Annotated in this window: 16 protein-coding genes and 1 pseudogene; 1 reads left to right on the top strand and 16 read right to left on the bottom strand. The window is 35.4% G+C overall.

The features are described from left to right. Positions 1-10 precede the first annotated feature (10 nt). The 16 genes and pseudogenes from NFS43_RS17285 to NFS43_RS17210 all read right to left on the bottom strand — a co-directional run. A pseudogene (locus NFS43_RS17285) lies at positions 11-472 on the bottom strand (TniQ family protein); the annotation flags it as partial. Further along, on the bottom strand, positions 469-2,079 hold the full coding sequence (locus NFS43_RS17280; protein WP_251553997.1) for an ATP-binding protein: 1,611 nt from the start codon (positions 2,077-2,079) through the stop codon (positions 469-471). The gene NFS43_RS17280 and the pseudogene NFS43_RS17285, both read right to left, overlap by 4 nt. Then, positions 2,066-4,195, bottom strand: a complete 2,130-nt coding sequence (locus NFS43_RS17275) for a Mu transposase C-terminal domain-containing protein (protein ID WP_251553996.1) — start codon at positions 4,193-4,195, stop codon at positions 2,066-2,068. Before NFS43_RS17275 ends, NFS43_RS17280 begins: the two co-directional genes overlap by 14 nt. Then, positions 4,179-5,024, bottom strand: coding sequence for a TnsA endonuclease C-terminal domain-containing protein (locus tag NFS43_RS17270; protein WP_251553995.1), 846 nt, complete (start codon positions 5,022-5,024; stop codon positions 4,179-4,181). The genes NFS43_RS17275 and NFS43_RS17270 overlap by 17 nt, the downstream gene beginning before the upstream one ends. Next, positions 5,017-5,370 carry a hypothetical protein gene (locus tag NFS43_RS17265; RefSeq protein WP_251553994.1) on the bottom strand — a complete coding sequence of 118 codons (354 nt, stop codon included), beginning with the start codon at positions 5,368-5,370 and terminating at the stop codon, positions 5,017-5,019. The genes NFS43_RS17270 and NFS43_RS17265 overlap by 8 nt, the downstream gene beginning before the upstream one ends. A 122-nt stretch (positions 5,371-5,492) precedes the next feature. Then, positions 5,493-6,062, bottom strand: coding sequence for a tyrosine-type recombinase/integrase (locus NFS43_RS17260; protein ID WP_251553993.1), 570 nt, complete (start codon positions 6,060-6,062; stop codon positions 5,493-5,495). A 159-nt stretch (positions 6,063-6,221) separates the two neighbouring features. Beyond that, on the bottom strand, positions 6,222-7,037 hold the full coding sequence (locus NFS43_RS17255; protein ID WP_251553992.1) for an HNH endonuclease: 816 nt from the start codon (positions 7,035-7,037) through the stop codon (positions 6,222-6,224). A 47-nt stretch (positions 7,038-7,084) separates the two neighbouring features. After that, the gene (locus NFS43_RS17250; protein ID WP_251553991.1) at positions 7,085-8,086 is read right to left on the bottom strand and encodes a hypothetical protein; all 1,002 of its coding nucleotides are present in this window, start codon (positions 8,084-8,086) and stop codon (positions 7,085-7,087) included. Positions 8,087-8,428: 342 nt separating this feature from the next. After that, entirely contained in the window at positions 8,429-8,884 is a 456-nt protein-coding gene (locus NFS43_RS17245) for a hypothetical protein (protein ID WP_251553990.1), read from the bottom strand. A 47-nt stretch (positions 8,885-8,931) separates the two neighbouring features. Further along, entirely contained in the window at positions 8,932-9,315 is a 384-nt protein-coding gene (locus tag NFS43_RS17240; RefSeq protein ID WP_251553989.1) for a hypothetical protein, read from the bottom strand. Positions 9,316-9,549: 234 nt separating this feature from the next. Next, the gene (locus tag NFS43_RS17235; RefSeq protein WP_251553988.1) at positions 9,550-10,500 is read right to left on the bottom strand and encodes a four helix bundle protein; all 951 of its coding nucleotides are present in this window, start codon (positions 10,498-10,500) and stop codon (positions 9,550-9,552) included. 262 nt (positions 10,501-10,762) lie between these two features. Beyond that, positions 10,763-11,194, bottom strand: coding sequence for a hypothetical protein (locus tag NFS43_RS17230; RefSeq protein WP_251553987.1), 432 nt, complete (start codon positions 11,192-11,194; stop codon positions 10,763-10,765). 512 nt (positions 11,195-11,706) lie between these two features. After that, positions 11,707-12,363 carry a hypothetical protein gene (locus NFS43_RS17225; RefSeq protein WP_251553986.1) on the bottom strand — a complete coding sequence of 219 codons (657 nt, stop codon included), beginning with the start codon at positions 12,361-12,363 and terminating at the stop codon, positions 11,707-11,709. 438 nt (positions 12,364-12,801) lie between these two features. After that, positions 12,802-12,954 (bottom strand): hypothetical protein, encoded by a 153-nt coding sequence (locus tag NFS43_RS17220; RefSeq protein WP_251553985.1) that lies wholly within the window; start codon positions 12,952-12,954, stop codon positions 12,802-12,804. Between the two features lie 220 nt (positions 12,955-13,174). Then, a complete protein-coding gene (locus NFS43_RS17215; protein ID WP_251553984.1) occupies positions 13,175-13,789 on the bottom strand; it encodes a hypothetical protein in 615 nt (204 codons plus the stop codon). 196 nt (positions 13,790-13,985) lie between these two features. Continuing rightward, positions 13,986-14,732, bottom strand: a complete 747-nt coding sequence (locus NFS43_RS17210; RefSeq protein ID WP_251553983.1) for a helix-turn-helix domain-containing protein — start codon at positions 14,730-14,732, stop codon at positions 13,986-13,988. A 442-nt stretch (positions 14,733-15,174) separates the two neighbouring features. Between NFS43_RS17210 and NFS43_RS24440 the strand changes: the two genes are divergently transcribed. Continuing rightward, positions 15,175-15,309: a hypothetical protein gene (locus tag NFS43_RS24440; protein WP_277613964.1), complete on the top strand. Its 135-nt coding sequence runs from the start codon at positions 15,175-15,177 to the stop codon at positions 15,307-15,309. Positions 15,310-15,353 lie beyond the last annotated feature (44 nt).

Genomic DNA, 15,353 nt, shown 5'->3' with positions numbered 1-15,353 from the left:
TTTCATGTTTTGGACAAATAAGACTTCCCGGCAACTGGTGAAGACGATGCCAGTATATTTCCCCATACTTAGAAAGGTCTTCCTTAAAACAAGAAGGGCAATATTTTAAATATTGATTTTGTGGAATTCCACTTGCCATTATCCCTGATTGCATGTAGATTTTCCTGCCATCATCACTTATCATAGCTTCATAAATAGATTGGGCCTTTTCTGTTGGTAAGAACACTGTAAAAAATGGATACATGGTGTGCTTTTCTATCAATTGCTGCACAGTCATAGTTGTGTTTTGAGGTAGACGTTGAACAAGCGATTGGATTCCCGATGGCAAAAAAACGGAGGCACTAATTGTCCTCCTTCCAAAAATGTCCTCCAATGTGTGTTTCCAAAAGATATTACCAGATCTGATATGATATCGGGCAATTACACAATATAAAAGTTCATCTGGATATGGTGTTGGAAATTGTAGAATCATAAGGCTTCACCAACTGGGTAATCTTGTTTTATAACGCCGGTATTTTGTAATGCTTGATAAGCAGATAGTTGTTGTTCTTTACCACGGTCTACAATAGTTCTTAGGTCATTTTCATTTCCTTCAGTCTTACTTTCGTTACCATTATTTAATAAAATAAAGGACTCTCTTACGATTTGAGGTAAATCTCTTAATTGACTGCTTTCCGTAGTAACCTTTTGCACCGCTTTTCCCGCAATCTCAGAATCAAACCCAAGCAAACTCAAACGATAAACAGCATCATCAATCAATTTTGTTTGTTCATTTTGCCTTTTAACCCCTTCTTTAAGGGAGTCCATTATCTGTTTTTGATCAACAATGATTCGTTCTTGTTCCATGAAATCTTCAATATTCGGCAGCATTAAGTCATCATATTTTGCTACTTTGCTAATATCCTTATTTCTTAATGATTGAAGCATAGGTTGAACCATTTTTAACTCTTCTTTTGCCACTTGATTGATTAAAGAAACTGTGACTTTTTCTTTTCCGTTGCTGATAGCACGCAACTGGGTCATCATAAAAAGTTTAATGGCAATGTCCGCAATTCCCTGGCTTTCTTCATATAAAATTGAGGACAATTCATTGGTAAATGGAGCTTCCTCTTTTGTCCATTGATATTTCCACATACCCTGAACAAATAAGTCCCAAATAGCATCCTTTTCAAAACGGTCCCACATGATATTACCCATATTTGTACTTCTTCGGGCTTGTCTAAACTGTGATTGTAATACATCCATTGCTTTTGGAGTTCCGACCATTACAAGTGGCAGGTTAATCGTGTTGATTAATGCTGTAAAAAAGTTGAGTACTTGGGTAGACTTGGAGCTTTTTACCCCTTTTAAATGTTGTAATTCATCTAAAATAAGCATACCTAGATTAATATTCTTTGCAATCTGAGCCATGATGGGCATTAGCTGACTCGTTGATAGCCGACCATACACATATCTGTTAAAATAATTTGAGCCAAGAAGATGATCTACTTGATACATAAAGTCATAGATTATTGTTTTTACGGAGCCATCAAAAGGCGTTTCGATTTTTAAATAGGTTACTTGATATAGGTTTAATGGTTTTCCATTGTAAGAAACGTGGGAAATTACCTGTGGAATGGTTTGCAATATTCTTTGTAAGGTTCGTGTCTTTCCAACGCCTGAAACCCCTATTATGCTTAGTGTTTGACCTGTTTGAATGATTGAATCATCAAAGGTCCTTTTTTGAATATTGTTCCAGTTATCCACAAAACCTTGTGCATAAGTTGAACTTACGGGATTTCGATAAGTATAACCCGTTCTAATTAACCGTGATATGGATGACTCAATCCTGAGATGAGTGGGAATGGCTTGAAAATAATGAAGCAGCCTAGAAATTAGATGAACCCTTTGATGGTCATTCAAAAATCTTTCTTCCTTATTATATGGAGGATACATGCACAGGCAATCAATGACTTCCTCTTGAGAATAAATAGGAGGCAAAGCCTCTATAAGAGGATTGCCTTGATACTCTGAAATTTCCTGTTCCCTATATTCGGCGACCTGGGCTATTGTCCCATTATCTAATTCAATCTTCGCCATCTTGAAACACTTCCTTCTGTTTTCTTCGGAAAATATCCAACACTTTCACCGAATCAGTATCTTGACTTACCGAACTCAATTCGTTTTCTGAGTTAAATTGATAAACATCAACTTCTTTTTCCTTCTTCATTATTTCCTTCTCACTCTGCCGGTTTTCCCTTATATTCTTTATATCTTTAGGAACCTCACCATTAAGGGATTGTTTTTTAGCTTCTTCTTTCGCCTGTTTAACGATTGATTCAATATCCTGGGCTAGTTGAATGGCTCCATTCGTATGGGATTCCTCAAATTCAGCCTCTTGCTGTCGCCTATTCTCCTTTAAGCTAACAAGTTCTTCCGCTTTTGCGTTTCGATACATTTCGTATTGCTCAATTAAAGAACAAACTTCATAGTTCTGCCGATCAATACGAATATAAATATTTGCTATACTTTGGGGATCATAAGACACACCCAATTTCCATGTCCCTTGAATACGAGCTTTGGAAAACCATCGTTCCTTTACAGCTTTAGAACATGTATAGTAAAGACCGCCAAAGTGAATTCCCTTCGGAGTCACTGTAGCTGCTTGAGATTTTGGATAAATATTACTTCTGATTGCATCCAGTGACATTGTCCTTAACTGGCCTATTCCTTTATGTAAGCCCCACTTGAAAATCTCGATTGGAATAGGTCGAATCTTTTCATCTATCATATTTTGTGTCAAAGGATAGTCCGAAAGAAAGTTATGGTTGTTGTAAAAGAGGATACAACGGACCAAAATTTGGGAATACTCATTAAGGTTTAATATCGCCTTTTTCCTATAATCCATCCCACCTCTTTTCATATAATCCTTTTGAACGGATCCAGGGAGGAACGCAGAAATATGCCCTTGTAAAATATGAAAGTACTTTTCACAGACGGCCTTTTGCTCAGGTCTGAAACTTCCAGTATTCTGGATTTTTATGTTTAAATTCTCAACTATTTGTGTTAGATCGTCAGATATTAACTCACTCCCACGATCTGCCAAGATGGTATGTGGCATATAGTGTACTGGCCAATCTCCGTCTCCAATCTCCATTTCAAGCGTTCTTTTGCAAAAGTCCTTTTTATTTTCAAATGTGTTTGCAAGTGCAACCCGCAAGGAGTCACCTGACATATTTTCAATTCCTACTCCTAAACCGACTATGGCACGAGAAAAAATATCGACACAAAGGTAAATTATCGGGCGGCCAATCACTGTATTTCTATCCAGTGAGGAAACCAAATATATATCACCAATGGTTGCATCAATGGCATATGTACCTATCCCCATTGAGTCTTCCGTTGCTGATCCGGTAATGGCCCGATAGTTTTGCAGAAATTCCCTCCTCCCTTCCCTTTTATGTATGGCATATTCGGGTTTATACCACTTCCGATACCAATAATAAAATTGGTCAAACGAAATGATCGGCTTATCTACGTCTAATGCTTTATAACCTGATTCTTTATCATCTTTGGAAAAATACTCCTTTAACATTTGCTGATAGGCGTATTTTAAGGAAGGTTTGGAACGAATAAAGTAATACTTTTCTAGGCTTATTCGAATAATTTCCTTCCACTCTTCGCTAATGGCTGCCCTTTTAATAGAAGATTGATAAACCGTAGGCCTGCCAGCCTTCTTGGTGTATTGGCGTTCCTTATTCTGTTGTTTTCCACAATTTATAAAGTCTGGAAGAAGGGCGTTCTTTACCATTCCTCTTGCCCAATACCGTTTTAGATAATGACGAACTGTTTTGGAGCTAATTCCAAACTCCTTACTCGCTGCTTTTATTAGTTCCGACCTGCGTTTTGGGATAAAAATGTCGGGAATAATGTAGATTTGACTCACTACCACCCACGCTTTATCACGTTTCTCCATCTCTGTCTTGGAAAGATCATCTTCACCCACATTGAAAACCCACGGGTCACTTTCAATCTTCACAAGCTCACCGCCTTCTACAGATGATTCTATATTGTGTATTTCCTCACTGTATGGGAATGATGGTTGACGAACATTTACCCAATAGCAAAGGTGATGCTCATTATCAATCCAAACTATCCGTTGAACAAGATTCGGATTTTGTCTGCTTTGGAATAAGTCGTTAATTGCTAACTGCATAATGTTCACCGCCTTGTACATCAGAAACTACTACCACTTGGTAATCTTCGAGTTTTTTAGACAGATTGATTTTCTTACTCAAATCCATTTTTACTTCTTTGGTGGCAATCAGATGTTTAAACAGAATCAATCCTAACCCTTCATTCAATTGATAATTCCTTTCCAATCGGGAAAAAATCCTTTGGAAGGTCTCAGATGGATCCGATATGTAGCTCAGCATGTCGGCTTTCAAAATAGCCATATTAGATGTTAAATGCGGGTAATCTTGAATATCATAAGAATTTAATGCCCACCCAATATTGCGTGCTAACTGCTTATTGATTTCTCTTTCTGTTACAATACCAAAGTCAATGCCTTTCTTTTCAAAATACCTTCTTTGTAGCTCCAACCTTTGCAAAGTTGCCTTTTTCTCTAACTCTTGTGATTGCTTGATTACTCTTGCCTGATAAAAGGACTCGCCGTCTTTCCCCTTACGAGTAACCAAAAAGGAAACAGTAAAAATATGAGGAACCTGTGTCTTGGAATCAAATAATTTCTTCGCAAGATCATCATCCATTGGTATATTCTGATCGTGGAAATCTAGCAAGGGGTATTGCTCTCTGATGTCAGTAACTTCTTCATCAAACTCTAATAAATAGAAGTAATTTAACTGCAAATCACTCAACAAATGATGCACCCTTGAAGTCGTTTGACCAAAAATGCGAGTCGAACGGCCTTTTGAGCTTATATCCTGTATTTGCAGCCAAGGCTTGTAGTCTTTTCCCGCCCCTTGTCCACGTTTTTCCTTTAGAAACCTATTGATAGTTGCTTCGTTCCATTCTCTAATCATTCGGTATCCCCCTGCTTCCTCTTTCTTGAAGAATAATGTGTTCATTATTAATTGCTGAATCAACAGTTGTTTTGAATTCGCATTTAAAAAGATTAGAAAATTCATCCCAACCATTAAAAGGAGAATAATTTTTATCCTTTGAAGCATCAGGACGACATAATTCTTCTTTTATTAGAGTTAATTGCCTACGGATCAAATAACGTAAGAACTGGAGCCCAGTCACTCTTTGGAATTCATCCGAAAAATCACTAAAAGTACAACCCGTCAATTCTTCTACATGTTTATTGCAAATCTCATGGTGATAATGCTCATCAATGTATTGAATGACGGCATTAATTTTGTCCATCGTATAGTAAGCCTCCTTAAATAGAAAAAAGACATTTGCTGCTTTGACTTTTGTCAAAAAGGATTGTTTTTTTTAATCCCAATAACAAAGTCAGCAACAAATGCCTTTACTTTTCTGTTTTTTTATAAGTTAACCTGTAAGTACAATTCATCAAGATCTTCTTGTAATATTCCAAGATACCTTTTAGTTTCCGCAACGGATCTATGGTTAAGGGCAATACATATGTAATCAAGTGATATTCCTTTCTTAAAAGCCCAATAGCCCCAAGTTTTTCTCATTCCGTGTGTTGAGAATTTCTCTATTATCCCTACCATATCACAGGCTTCATTCAACATTGATGCAGCATATTGCCTGGTGATAGGTTGATTGGTTCCCTTTCTACTGGTAAAAAGGAAGTCATCCTGTTTCTTTTCAGGAAACTCTCTGATAAACTCTTTAATACTTTTCGCCAAATTTGGCGTAATCGGAAACCGCTTATATTTGCCAGTCTTTTTTTCGTTCATTTCGATAAACTCTGTTGGCTTCCTACCATCCCATACTTGATTCACTTTCAACACCAAGATGTCAGAAATTCTTAGAGCTGATGAAATTCCGACCATAAAAAGCAAGAAGTCTCTTTTATTTTTCCCTCGAAGGTATCCTTTTACTGCTTCAAGTTGTTTTAAATCTCGAATCGGATGAACAACTTTCACTTTAGTTCACCTCCTGCATGAATCTTACATATTTATTATATATCTCCATTTGAGTAAGATTCAACAGCCCAGAGGCAAAATCCAAAAATAAAAATGCCGGTCTAATGGGATTTCCTTGTTTACACAACAAGGTTTTGTAAACTATAAGTTAGAATTAATTTAACCCATATCCCAATAACGATTAGATAAGCTATTAAATTCCATACTCCTATCCCCTTTTGACTTATTACAATGCTCACAAGTAAGTTGGAAATTAGTAGGATCATTATTACCGCCATTCTCTAATGGAATAATGTGGTCGTAGTTTTCAGAATTATCCAAGTTGAGTATCTTTGTTAAATCAGTTCCGCAAATTTGACATCTTCCTTTATCTCTCATAAATACTCCTCGTTTCAACCATTGAGGAATATATTTACATCTTTTGATTACTCCATCTTTCTTTAAATATTCCGGAGAATCATTTACCTTTAAATTTATAATTAACTCTCTTAACTGGGAATTGAACTCAAATAAGAAAAGTTTATTTGAAAATAACACAGTAAATATGTCATCTATAACCACTGGACTCAATACTTCTGTAAAAAAGTCAAATAGCTTCCTTGCATACTCCTCCGCTTCCTCAAACTCTACAGGGTTTAGTTCATCATCTGTCATACCCACAAAATCAAACTTACCCAAAATTGAATAATCTATTTTATAAAAGTCTAATAGATCAGTAAAAGTATTAATAACCTCCATTGGAAAGTGTTTATCCAATGTGTACTCGTACATTGTAAAATAAATAAAATCTATGTACTCATGTAGTAGAGTTTTTTTACGAGGGCTAGCACAGATTGATAAAAAGTCTAAATCTGTATAGTAAATCCATTTTTCAATTGTTAAATCATTCATTCCATACAGCTCTCCAATTACATGGGCAGCCATATTAATTGCTTCATTACCATGCCATTTATATTTAATGCCTTTCTTGTCCACAAGAAATCATGTCCTTTCTAACAATAATGCTTTCTAGCAAATGCCATCTACAACACTTCTTCTAAATCAATGCTCACATTACGCTTCTCTTTCAAAAATCGAACAATATTACTACCTAGTAGCTCCAAGGCCTGGTAGTACAACTCCATCATTTTTTTATCTAACTCATAATTAAGATTCGCCTCATGAATAAGTTTATGACGGCTATCAATCATTTCCTGAAGGACTGATATTAATTTCCTTTCTTCACCTTTAAGCGATAACTCACCAATTAAGATATCTTTAAAAAGATCTATATTTGCGTACTCCTTATACGCTCTATTGGCTGAATTGAAGTTTTGGAATGAATACTCGGCAATTTCTATATCTATAATATTTTTTTGCCCATCTATTATTTCTTTGACCACACTATAAGATATATTAGCTTTCTTTTTATAAATCTTATTTTGTGCTTCCTCATTTGTTTGGATATAACCATACAGAAATGATTTTAGAAAGTTTTCCAGAATCGAAACAAAAAAAGGTAGTAAAACATTATTTCTCAAAAAGTTTTTTTGAAAAAAAGGAGGAACCCCTAATTCACGCAATCCTTTGATTTTATCAAGGTCAACATCTTCTATTAATTCCTTAACCATAATTAAATTTGTTTGATAGGTTACATAGACGAAACCACATGCTATTTCAGTTCTTGAAAGCCTCGGCAAATCATTTTCGAAGTAACCTAATTCATCATCTGAGTAAACCACTCCGCCATATCTCTTTTCAATTTCTTTTATAGTATCCAATTGCTTCTGAAAATCATCATAGCTTCTTCCAGATTTTGTATTTGTGCAACATATAGTTTTGCAGTTTTTTGTTGTGCCATTAATTTGGACATCTTCATCAAAAGTATAAGAGAACCAGCAGCCTCTTGTGGAAATAAAACTTTTATCATACCAAAAAAAGGTGTTTTCATATTCTGTTCTTTGAAAACCGAGAGAATATATAATTTCTTCAATTTCCTTTTTATCTATGTAGTAATCCAACATTATCGTTACGTCTACGCTCATAACACACACACCTTAATAAGTTGTATTCAATCAATTCCTTATTTTTCCTTTATCCATAATTATACCATAAGACCTATTGAGGCTATGGGTACATCCAAAATTAGAAAAACTGACATTTTGAAACACATACTATGAGGCATCTCCAAAACTATAGTTCTGTGACACTTTTTTTAAGTAAAAAAAAAGATCCCCACAACTGTGAGGAAATTTCATCTTCAATATTTTCATTAAATAATTGGTACGATTCTCTTCATTTTACCCACCCTAATGGAGTCCAATAATAATTCGACTTCTTCCCAGTTCAAAAAAAGTCCCGAATTTCCATTCGAAGCCCTCCTAATTCTATTTTGGCAAAATAGCACTTATTGGTGAGAGAATCACAACCTTTTTGGCAACTAGGGGTGCATCATTAATGAATAAGACATCCAATTCAAAATCAGAATTTACCAAATCATACAAAGAACTAAATCCACAAGATTCCAAATCCTCCTTAGTAATTTTTCCATTTATAGAATCTCTGGCTGTAACCAATCTGAATTCAGAATTGGACACTATTTCGATCAAAGGATAATTGCTAGCAATTACTCCATAAGATTCATCTACCTTTCCCAGAAATTCCAAACCTTCAAACTCCATAGGTGTTAAAAATTTGGGAGCAAAGATATTATTAGTTACTGATTTAAGATTTCCACTATCGGTCTGGAATTCAAAAATAAAATGGATATTTTCCTCACATTCCTCCTCGTACTCTTCCGTAATTATTGATTTCATAAACTTGCATTTGTAGTTGTTTTCCATTTTCAAGGTCTCCTTTTGCTAATAATTCTATGGGGATTTTCGACACTTTATTTTTTTGAGTAATTCCATTTTTTAGTAAGATAATCAATATCACTATCCAAAAGGTCAACACAAACTGGCAATATGTTTGATAGGGGATTATTATGGAAAGTGATTTTTCTGAAAAATAACAACCTGCTGTCCTTTACCTCCTTATTATCATTTGCTTTGTAAAAGGCTAATTCTGAAGAATTGTCACCAAAAAAGAATTTAGTCTCTTTAACACAAAATAATCGGGGCATTTCTTCTTCATCTTTTTCTTTAAGTTCAAACACTTTTTCTATCACATTTATAAAGGCGAGCCCCTGAATTCCCATATTTAGGGAATACGGTACATCTTTTATTTTATATGTACCATTTTCATATCGAATAAAAGTTCTTATTGGTTTCACAAGTATCCTTCTTTCTTTTTAGAATAAAAAAATACCATTGAATGTAGTCACTGGGAACACCAAGTTTTTTTTTACTTAGCACTCCAGCCTATAATCAATGGTATTTCAGAGCTCTTTTTTATAAAAACAATACTATTATAGAAAGAAATTTTCATTATGGCAAGAACCTTACTGAAGGTTTCAAAAAATTGAAAGGGATAAAGGATAATCTATCAATCCTTCATCCCTCTCATGTTAAGCAATCTTACTTTTGCTTATGTTTCCCATCCGTTTTGAAATAATATCCCGGATGGACGCCCTCAAACGAATAATTTCCTCAAGCGAAGACTTTGAAATAATCCCCTTTGTTATGGCAGTTTCCAACAAACCATCAAGCCCATTCAATGCTTTTAGTGCATCATTAAAGAACTTAAATTTTTTAGGAACATATAACTGATGTGCCTCGGCTGTGTTGGCGACACAACTGGTGGCAAATCGTCTCAAACCATATAAAAGGTCTTTGTCTTGCCAAAATTCTTGCCGTCCCGTAATTTCATAAATCCTTTCTACTAGCAATAGGGCATTCTGGTAACCTCCAAAATGCTTCACGTTAGGGGTATAAGGATTAGGCAAATCCATTCCCTTTCCCTCATTTTCTTTTAAATGACATAAGGTCTTGGTTAAGATGGACACTACTTGGTTTGCCAAATTATCCAAATCTTCATATTGGCCTTGTGTTATGTATTTTTGAGCCAATGATATTTGCAACCAAGCGGAAGTTTCTTTCGCTGATCCGATACTGATACTATATTGGTTAAACTTTTCTCCAATATAGATCTGTTCACCCATGGCAATTCTGTCTTTTATTGATGTAGCACTCCTACCGATTTGGTCGACAATATGTTTTTTTTCATAAGTGGGGAAATTTTTCAACAGATCGATTATCTTTTTTTCCAATTCCTTTGCCTTCTGATAACCCATAAATTGCTTCACATCTTTTACTTCTAGGTAATGCTGCTTCTTTTGGGCTTTATATTCTTGTTCAGGTTTGTTTGTGTGAAAATTTTGGAGAGGAGTATCGGTAGATAGTTCATTTGAGGGTTGATTGTTGAAGTTTTCCTCGAGGTTGTCATAAATTTGATTGGCACTGTATTGATTCAAATAGAACTCAATCCCAATTTTCTCAAGTTCAGATATATCTTTCATTTCGCTCAGGACCCATATAATCCCATTTTCCGCAAAATTCTTTAGATACACTCCAATGTCGAAAACACCGAATGAAACCCGTTCTCTTTCCTTTCTATATGAATCCTGTATCTGTTCTACTATTTTATTCAATTTTGCACCAACTCCATTTCTAAATGATAGAAAAGAAAGGATAAGAAGTCATGAATGATTTCAATTATAGGTCCTTCTTACCCCTATACAATAGCTACCCATTTTCTATTGGGGAAACAACTGATTTTCATTAGCTTTTATAATACATATAAAACAGCTCGTTGATTACATCCCATTTTTCTTCATCTGCTAAAGACTGATCAGTTGGACAGAAACGAAACATTTTACACTTTTCATCTTCATTGTTGCGGTCATATGTAGTATAAAAGATTAAACACTCCCCAGACCTTGTGATGAAAGTTTCCCTGTAAACATTTGTTTCGCCATTAAATGCCTCACATTCTTTATAACTGGTTAAAATTTTTCCACAAAGAACCTGTCCGCTCTCTTCCAAAAAGAATTCCTCATCATGGAGCTCCCCATCTTTATCTACCCATCCACTTTTGCAAATAGATTTATCTAAATCGGGATCGTTATCAAATATAACCTCTAGCAAATCTTCAAAACTGTAGTCATACACATTGTAGTTGTTCTGAACAAATCGAATTACATTGTTTTTCATAGAACTTCTCTCCCTGTTCTTGTTATTTTTTTTACATTTCTCATATTTCCCATTTCATCTTGCAAAACACTCTTTATTGCTCTACACTGTTTTATTCCTACTTACCACTTACCTACCCAGAAAGGAAGGTGTGATCAACTGAACAAGATAGTTAAGATAAAACAAAGAGCTGGAATTTGGCTTTCGAATCCAGTGAACGTAAATTCGGGTGAATGGCGAAGATAAAAATGAAATGATTCACACTTGATACTTTCATTTTATTCTAACCCTTTGTTGCATATCGAAATTTTCAAGTTCAAGCCTGTTTGAGCTAGCACCAGATGTGGAAATGAATTTCATATGAATTGGCAGGCGTATAATGTGCATTCAGAGCAATAATAGCAACACCATAACGTCTACATTCATATTAATTTCGATAATTTTACTGAACTTCTGGAAAACAAAATGGTTGTGTTCGAATGAAAATTTCGAGGGCTTATTGAGGTTATTCAAAAAAACAAAGAGCTGTTACTTTATTTTTTAAATTCACTCGCCCAATTTTGACCTTTGAAGTCATATCCATAAGGATTCAAATATCCCATTACTCCATCTGTTGAACGATAGTAGTGGATGAAAACATATTTATCCTTATATTTACTAGACCATTCTCTTGCCAACTTAATTGCATTTTTTTCATCGTCAACTTCACGTTGTTTAGTTGGATAGACCGTATCAGGTGTGTTCCCAACCATAACCCTAAAAAGCTCTGTCTTTCTCGTTGCTTCTACGGTAGGAATAGGTTGACTCATATCAATTGCCCATCCTCTAGGATCAGGAAAAATCTTCTTTGCGGTAATTAAGCCTCTTTGACATAAGTGAATTACATGATTAAGCTGCAATCCCCACAACTCACTTGCTTCTTGAATACCAATTACATTATCCAAAACATTCTGCTCCATTTCTTCGTCCCCTGTAGCAATAAATAGATTTTTTACAATCGCCCAACCCCAGGGATGATAAGTAGGTAGTTTCTTAGAGGAAATCTCACCAGTTTCACATAAATTAACGACTTTATTTTCTCGCATTCCCCATAATCTACCAGCCTCCTGAACACCCATGATAGAATCCAGTACATTGTTGCTCATTACTTCATCATTCTTAGAGATAACATCCGATTTTGTTTGTGTCATTTTTCATTTCTCCTTTTACTTTAGATTTAATTTGCAACAGGAGATAGACTACTGATCCAATAGCTAACATCAAATAGCAGCTTTCCACAGTAGTCCGCTCCTCCTGATTAACTCGAAACTTCCAATTGTTGGATAGAATTCAAAATAGATATGATTAATCCGAGGGAATCTTTGAGGGTTAGCTAGCGTTTTCCAAATCGACTGAGATGTTGTTCAATACTGCATCGAGTTCATCATCATCTAATTCTTGATCCTTTGCGACCATTCGATGGAGACGAGTGTGAGTTTGCTTGCACTCTTGACAGAAGCGTGACTCTCTGATGGTATAAAATTTCATTAGATTACCTTCTTCCGTCAAAAATACTTCCATGCTAAAATCTAATCGCCATCTGTGGTTAAATCATAAAATTCACCGGAATAAAACATCATTCTCCCACACTAGGGATTTTTTCCTTGTTTCTGGAAAAAGGTAACTTCATCATAACACCCAGCATCTTCTCCATAAGCATCCTCGTAAATTGGAGGAAACGACAGTGACCTTTTGGCCTCATTGACAGTTTTCCTTAGTTTCATTGACAGTTGTTTATTCATATTATCAGTCTCCCTTTTGTGTAAATTCCCTTAAATCATGTATGCTACATGATCATATTTCGTTATCATTTGTTGATTGGAATTATGATAACAAAACATCTACTTTTGGTTTGGCCCGAATTGCGTGCATCTTTATCTCTCCTTTAATCTACAACTATATTGTATTGCTAAAAGTTTTCCTTCTCCTGTTTTTAATGTTCGACTACGTTCTACCACCCAATTAACTGATTGTGATTAAATCCCGGCTGCCTATCACCATAAATTCTCCATTATATGGAATAGCGATGGGATTTGTAAACTCATTTTGTAGCACTAGCATTTTAGTGGGGTTGCCATTCGAATCATAAGTTATGTACTCCCCGTCCAGGCTGAAATTTGCACTCTTTTCATATTGAACGGAGAACTCACCTATTTTGATTTGAGTTCTTTCTGAGAAGGTAACTGTTTTCCTTTCTACAACTTTATCTACCTTCCCGATGCACTCAAATTCCTCCTTATCATCTGCCCAACGATAGACCCCTTCCCTACAAACAATGGCCCCCATTTCGAACAAATAAAATGTTGTCAGCACCAAATAGGTATCGGGATCATATTCATTGCCATTCGTATCGTAACCTCTCACGGAGTCTCTTTGAATTTCTGCAAGCTCCTGTTTCACTGTCTGGATACTGGCTAATTCCTTTCCGGGTATCAAAGATTTTGAGGAGAATAAACTGACAACATCAGCTCCATATATATAGCTGATCTCCATCAATGAATCATTTTTTTTGACCAAAGAAAAAATTTTGCCACCAGTTCTTTTCCCACTTTTGTCAATTACATTATAAAATATCATCTTTTTTACCTCCCACATAAATGAAATAGAAGAGTCAAGCAATTACTCAATACAGTCAAGTTCCCCACTGTATAAAAGGGTTCAATCTGCTTTTTCACTTCATATTTGAAGTATATATTTCTCAGCCACAACTAAAGTATTGATTATAGTCAATTATGTTGCAAAATTTTTTTGCGAGTGCATCCCCGCAAAAAAATTACTTCTTCCTATAGGCATTTCTTAATTCCGAAATCTTGTCCCTTACTACAATTGTATTTCCTTCTCTTTCACAAATCCAATCCTCATTTAGCAAAAACAAAGGAATGGATGAATCAGCATGATATAGAGCTTTAAGATCTACTTGTTGTAAATCCTCAAGTACGTCTTCTTTCTTTATTCCGTACTTTTCAACCATAACCTCTATATTTACTTCTAATTGGATTTCTGCATCTTCCAGTTCTATGACATATTTTTCTTGGCTGATTAAAAAACGCAGGTTTTCTGCATAGCCAACAGCCTTCATGCTAAAATTTTCAAAGCTACCATCATCCTGTGCTACTTTACAGAAGTCATCCACAAGATCTCCAATTAATTTCTTTTGCCTTTTTGATGGTTGAAGTACACCTGAATCTGTTTTGATAATGATGTTGGCTTGTACTAATAGTTCTTTCAAATCAGTCGGTTGATTAAATCTCTCGTCATAAAGATGTTTGAGAGATTGCTCCATACCCAGAGACTTTAACACATCTGTTATTTCCAAATTCAGAGTATCCATAAGAATTTTTACCGTTTTAGTGGTTGGGTCATACTTCTTCGATCCGTTCTGTTTACCCTTTACTAAACGGAAAATATAAGAAGCACTTAACCCGTCCCCAAACTTTTCGGTTTCTGAAGCAAGTCTATCGTAGGACCAACCTCTTGCTTTCCGCTCTCTTTCAACCAAGTTTCCAAAATTATTTTCCATGTTTCCACCTCCAATCCCTTCCTTTCTTTATCTTATGCTTTAATTATAGCATTCCATTTCTTATAGTCAATGGTCAAATTTAAATGTATTACATTTTATCAATGTAACAAGAAGACTTCTTCGATTATCTCAATGAACGATACGGACTTTCTGTTTCCGCCGACGATCTGGAACAAGTGTAGTGGATACTTTTCTAGTCGAGGGGAGATTTACGAGGACAGCAAGGTATTTATAGAAGGGCTAAAATACGAACACCTCCAACAAATCATTCAGTTTGCCAAAAGCCGTGGATATACTTTTAAGATGAGCGACATCCATTTTGTTGGCGGTGGTTCCATCACTCTCCGAAGGTACATCAAGCAGGAATTTACCCACAGTGTCATATTAGACAGTCATCAGAACAGCAACTACCTCTCTTTCCTCAAAATCTTGGAGATCAAATATGGACAATACTAGATACACAATTAGCATCTCCTCAAGAGATTCCGAATTGATTGAATTCATTGAAGAAAAAAGAAAGAACGGCAGCCTAAGTGCTTTTATCCGGGAATTGAATTGGAAGGACATGGAACACTGAGAAAACCAATATCTTGAGCAAATCTATCTATACTCCAAAAAAAG

This window comes from Neobacillus muris (assembly GCF_943193175.1).
GTDB classification, from domain to species: domain Bacteria; phylum Bacillota; class Bacilli; order Bacillales; family Cytobacillaceae; genus Neobacillus; species Neobacillus muris.
This window is presented reverse-complemented; position numbering and strand designations above follow the sequence as displayed.

What these genes read in the sequence shown, in the direction of transcription:
- NFS43_RS17280 (WP_251553997.1), bottom strand. Translation starts at nt 2,079, where the DNA reads ATGGCGAAGATTGAATTAGATAATGGGACAATAGCCCAGGTCGCCGAA.
- NFS43_RS17275 (WP_251553996.1), bottom strand. Translation starts at nt 4,195, where the DNA reads ATGCAGTTAGCAATTAACGACTTATTCCAAAGCAGACAAAATCCGAAT.
- NFS43_RS17270 (WP_251553995.1), bottom strand. Translation starts at nt 5,024, where the DNA reads ATGATTAGAGAATGGAACGAAGCAACTATCAATAGGTTTCTAAAGGAA.
- NFS43_RS17265 (WP_251553994.1), bottom strand. Translation starts at nt 5,370, where the DNA reads ATGGACAAAATTAATGCCGTCATTCAATACATTGATGAGCATTATCAC.
- NFS43_RS17250 (WP_251553991.1), bottom strand. Translation starts at nt 8,086, where the DNA reads ATGAGCGTAGACGTAACGATAATGTTGGATTACTACATAGATAAAAAG.
- NFS43_RS17245 (WP_251553990.1), bottom strand. Translation starts at nt 8,884, where the DNA reads ATGGAAAACAACTACAAATGCAAGTTTATGAAATCAATAATTACGGAA.
- NFS43_RS17235 (WP_251553988.1), bottom strand. Translation starts at nt 10,500, where the DNA reads ATGAAAGATATATCTGAACTTGAGAAAATTGGGATTGAGTTCTATTTG.
- NFS43_RS17230 (WP_251553987.1), bottom strand. Translation starts at nt 11,194, where the DNA reads ATGAAAAACAATGTAATTCGATTTGTTCAGAACAACTACAATGTGTAT.
- NFS43_RS17225 (WP_251553986.1), bottom strand. Translation starts at nt 12,363, where the DNA reads ATGACACAAACAAAATCGGATGTTATCTCTAAGAATGATGAAGTAATG.
- NFS43_RS17220 (WP_251553985.1), bottom strand. Translation starts at nt 12,954, where the DNA reads ATGAATAAACAACTGTCAATGAAACTAAGGAAAACTGTCAATGAGGCC.
- NFS43_RS17215 (WP_251553984.1), bottom strand. Translation starts at nt 13,789, where the DNA reads ATGATATTTTATAATGTAATTGACAAAAGTGGGAAAAGAACTGGTGGC.
- NFS43_RS17210 (WP_251553983.1), bottom strand. Translation starts at nt 14,732, where the DNA reads ATGGAAAATAATTTTGGAAACTTGGTTGAAAGAGAGCGGAAAGCAAGA.
- NFS43_RS24440 (WP_277613964.1), top strand. Translation starts at nt 15,175, where the DNA reads ATGGACAATACTAGATACACAATTAGCATCTCCTCAAGAGATTCCGAA.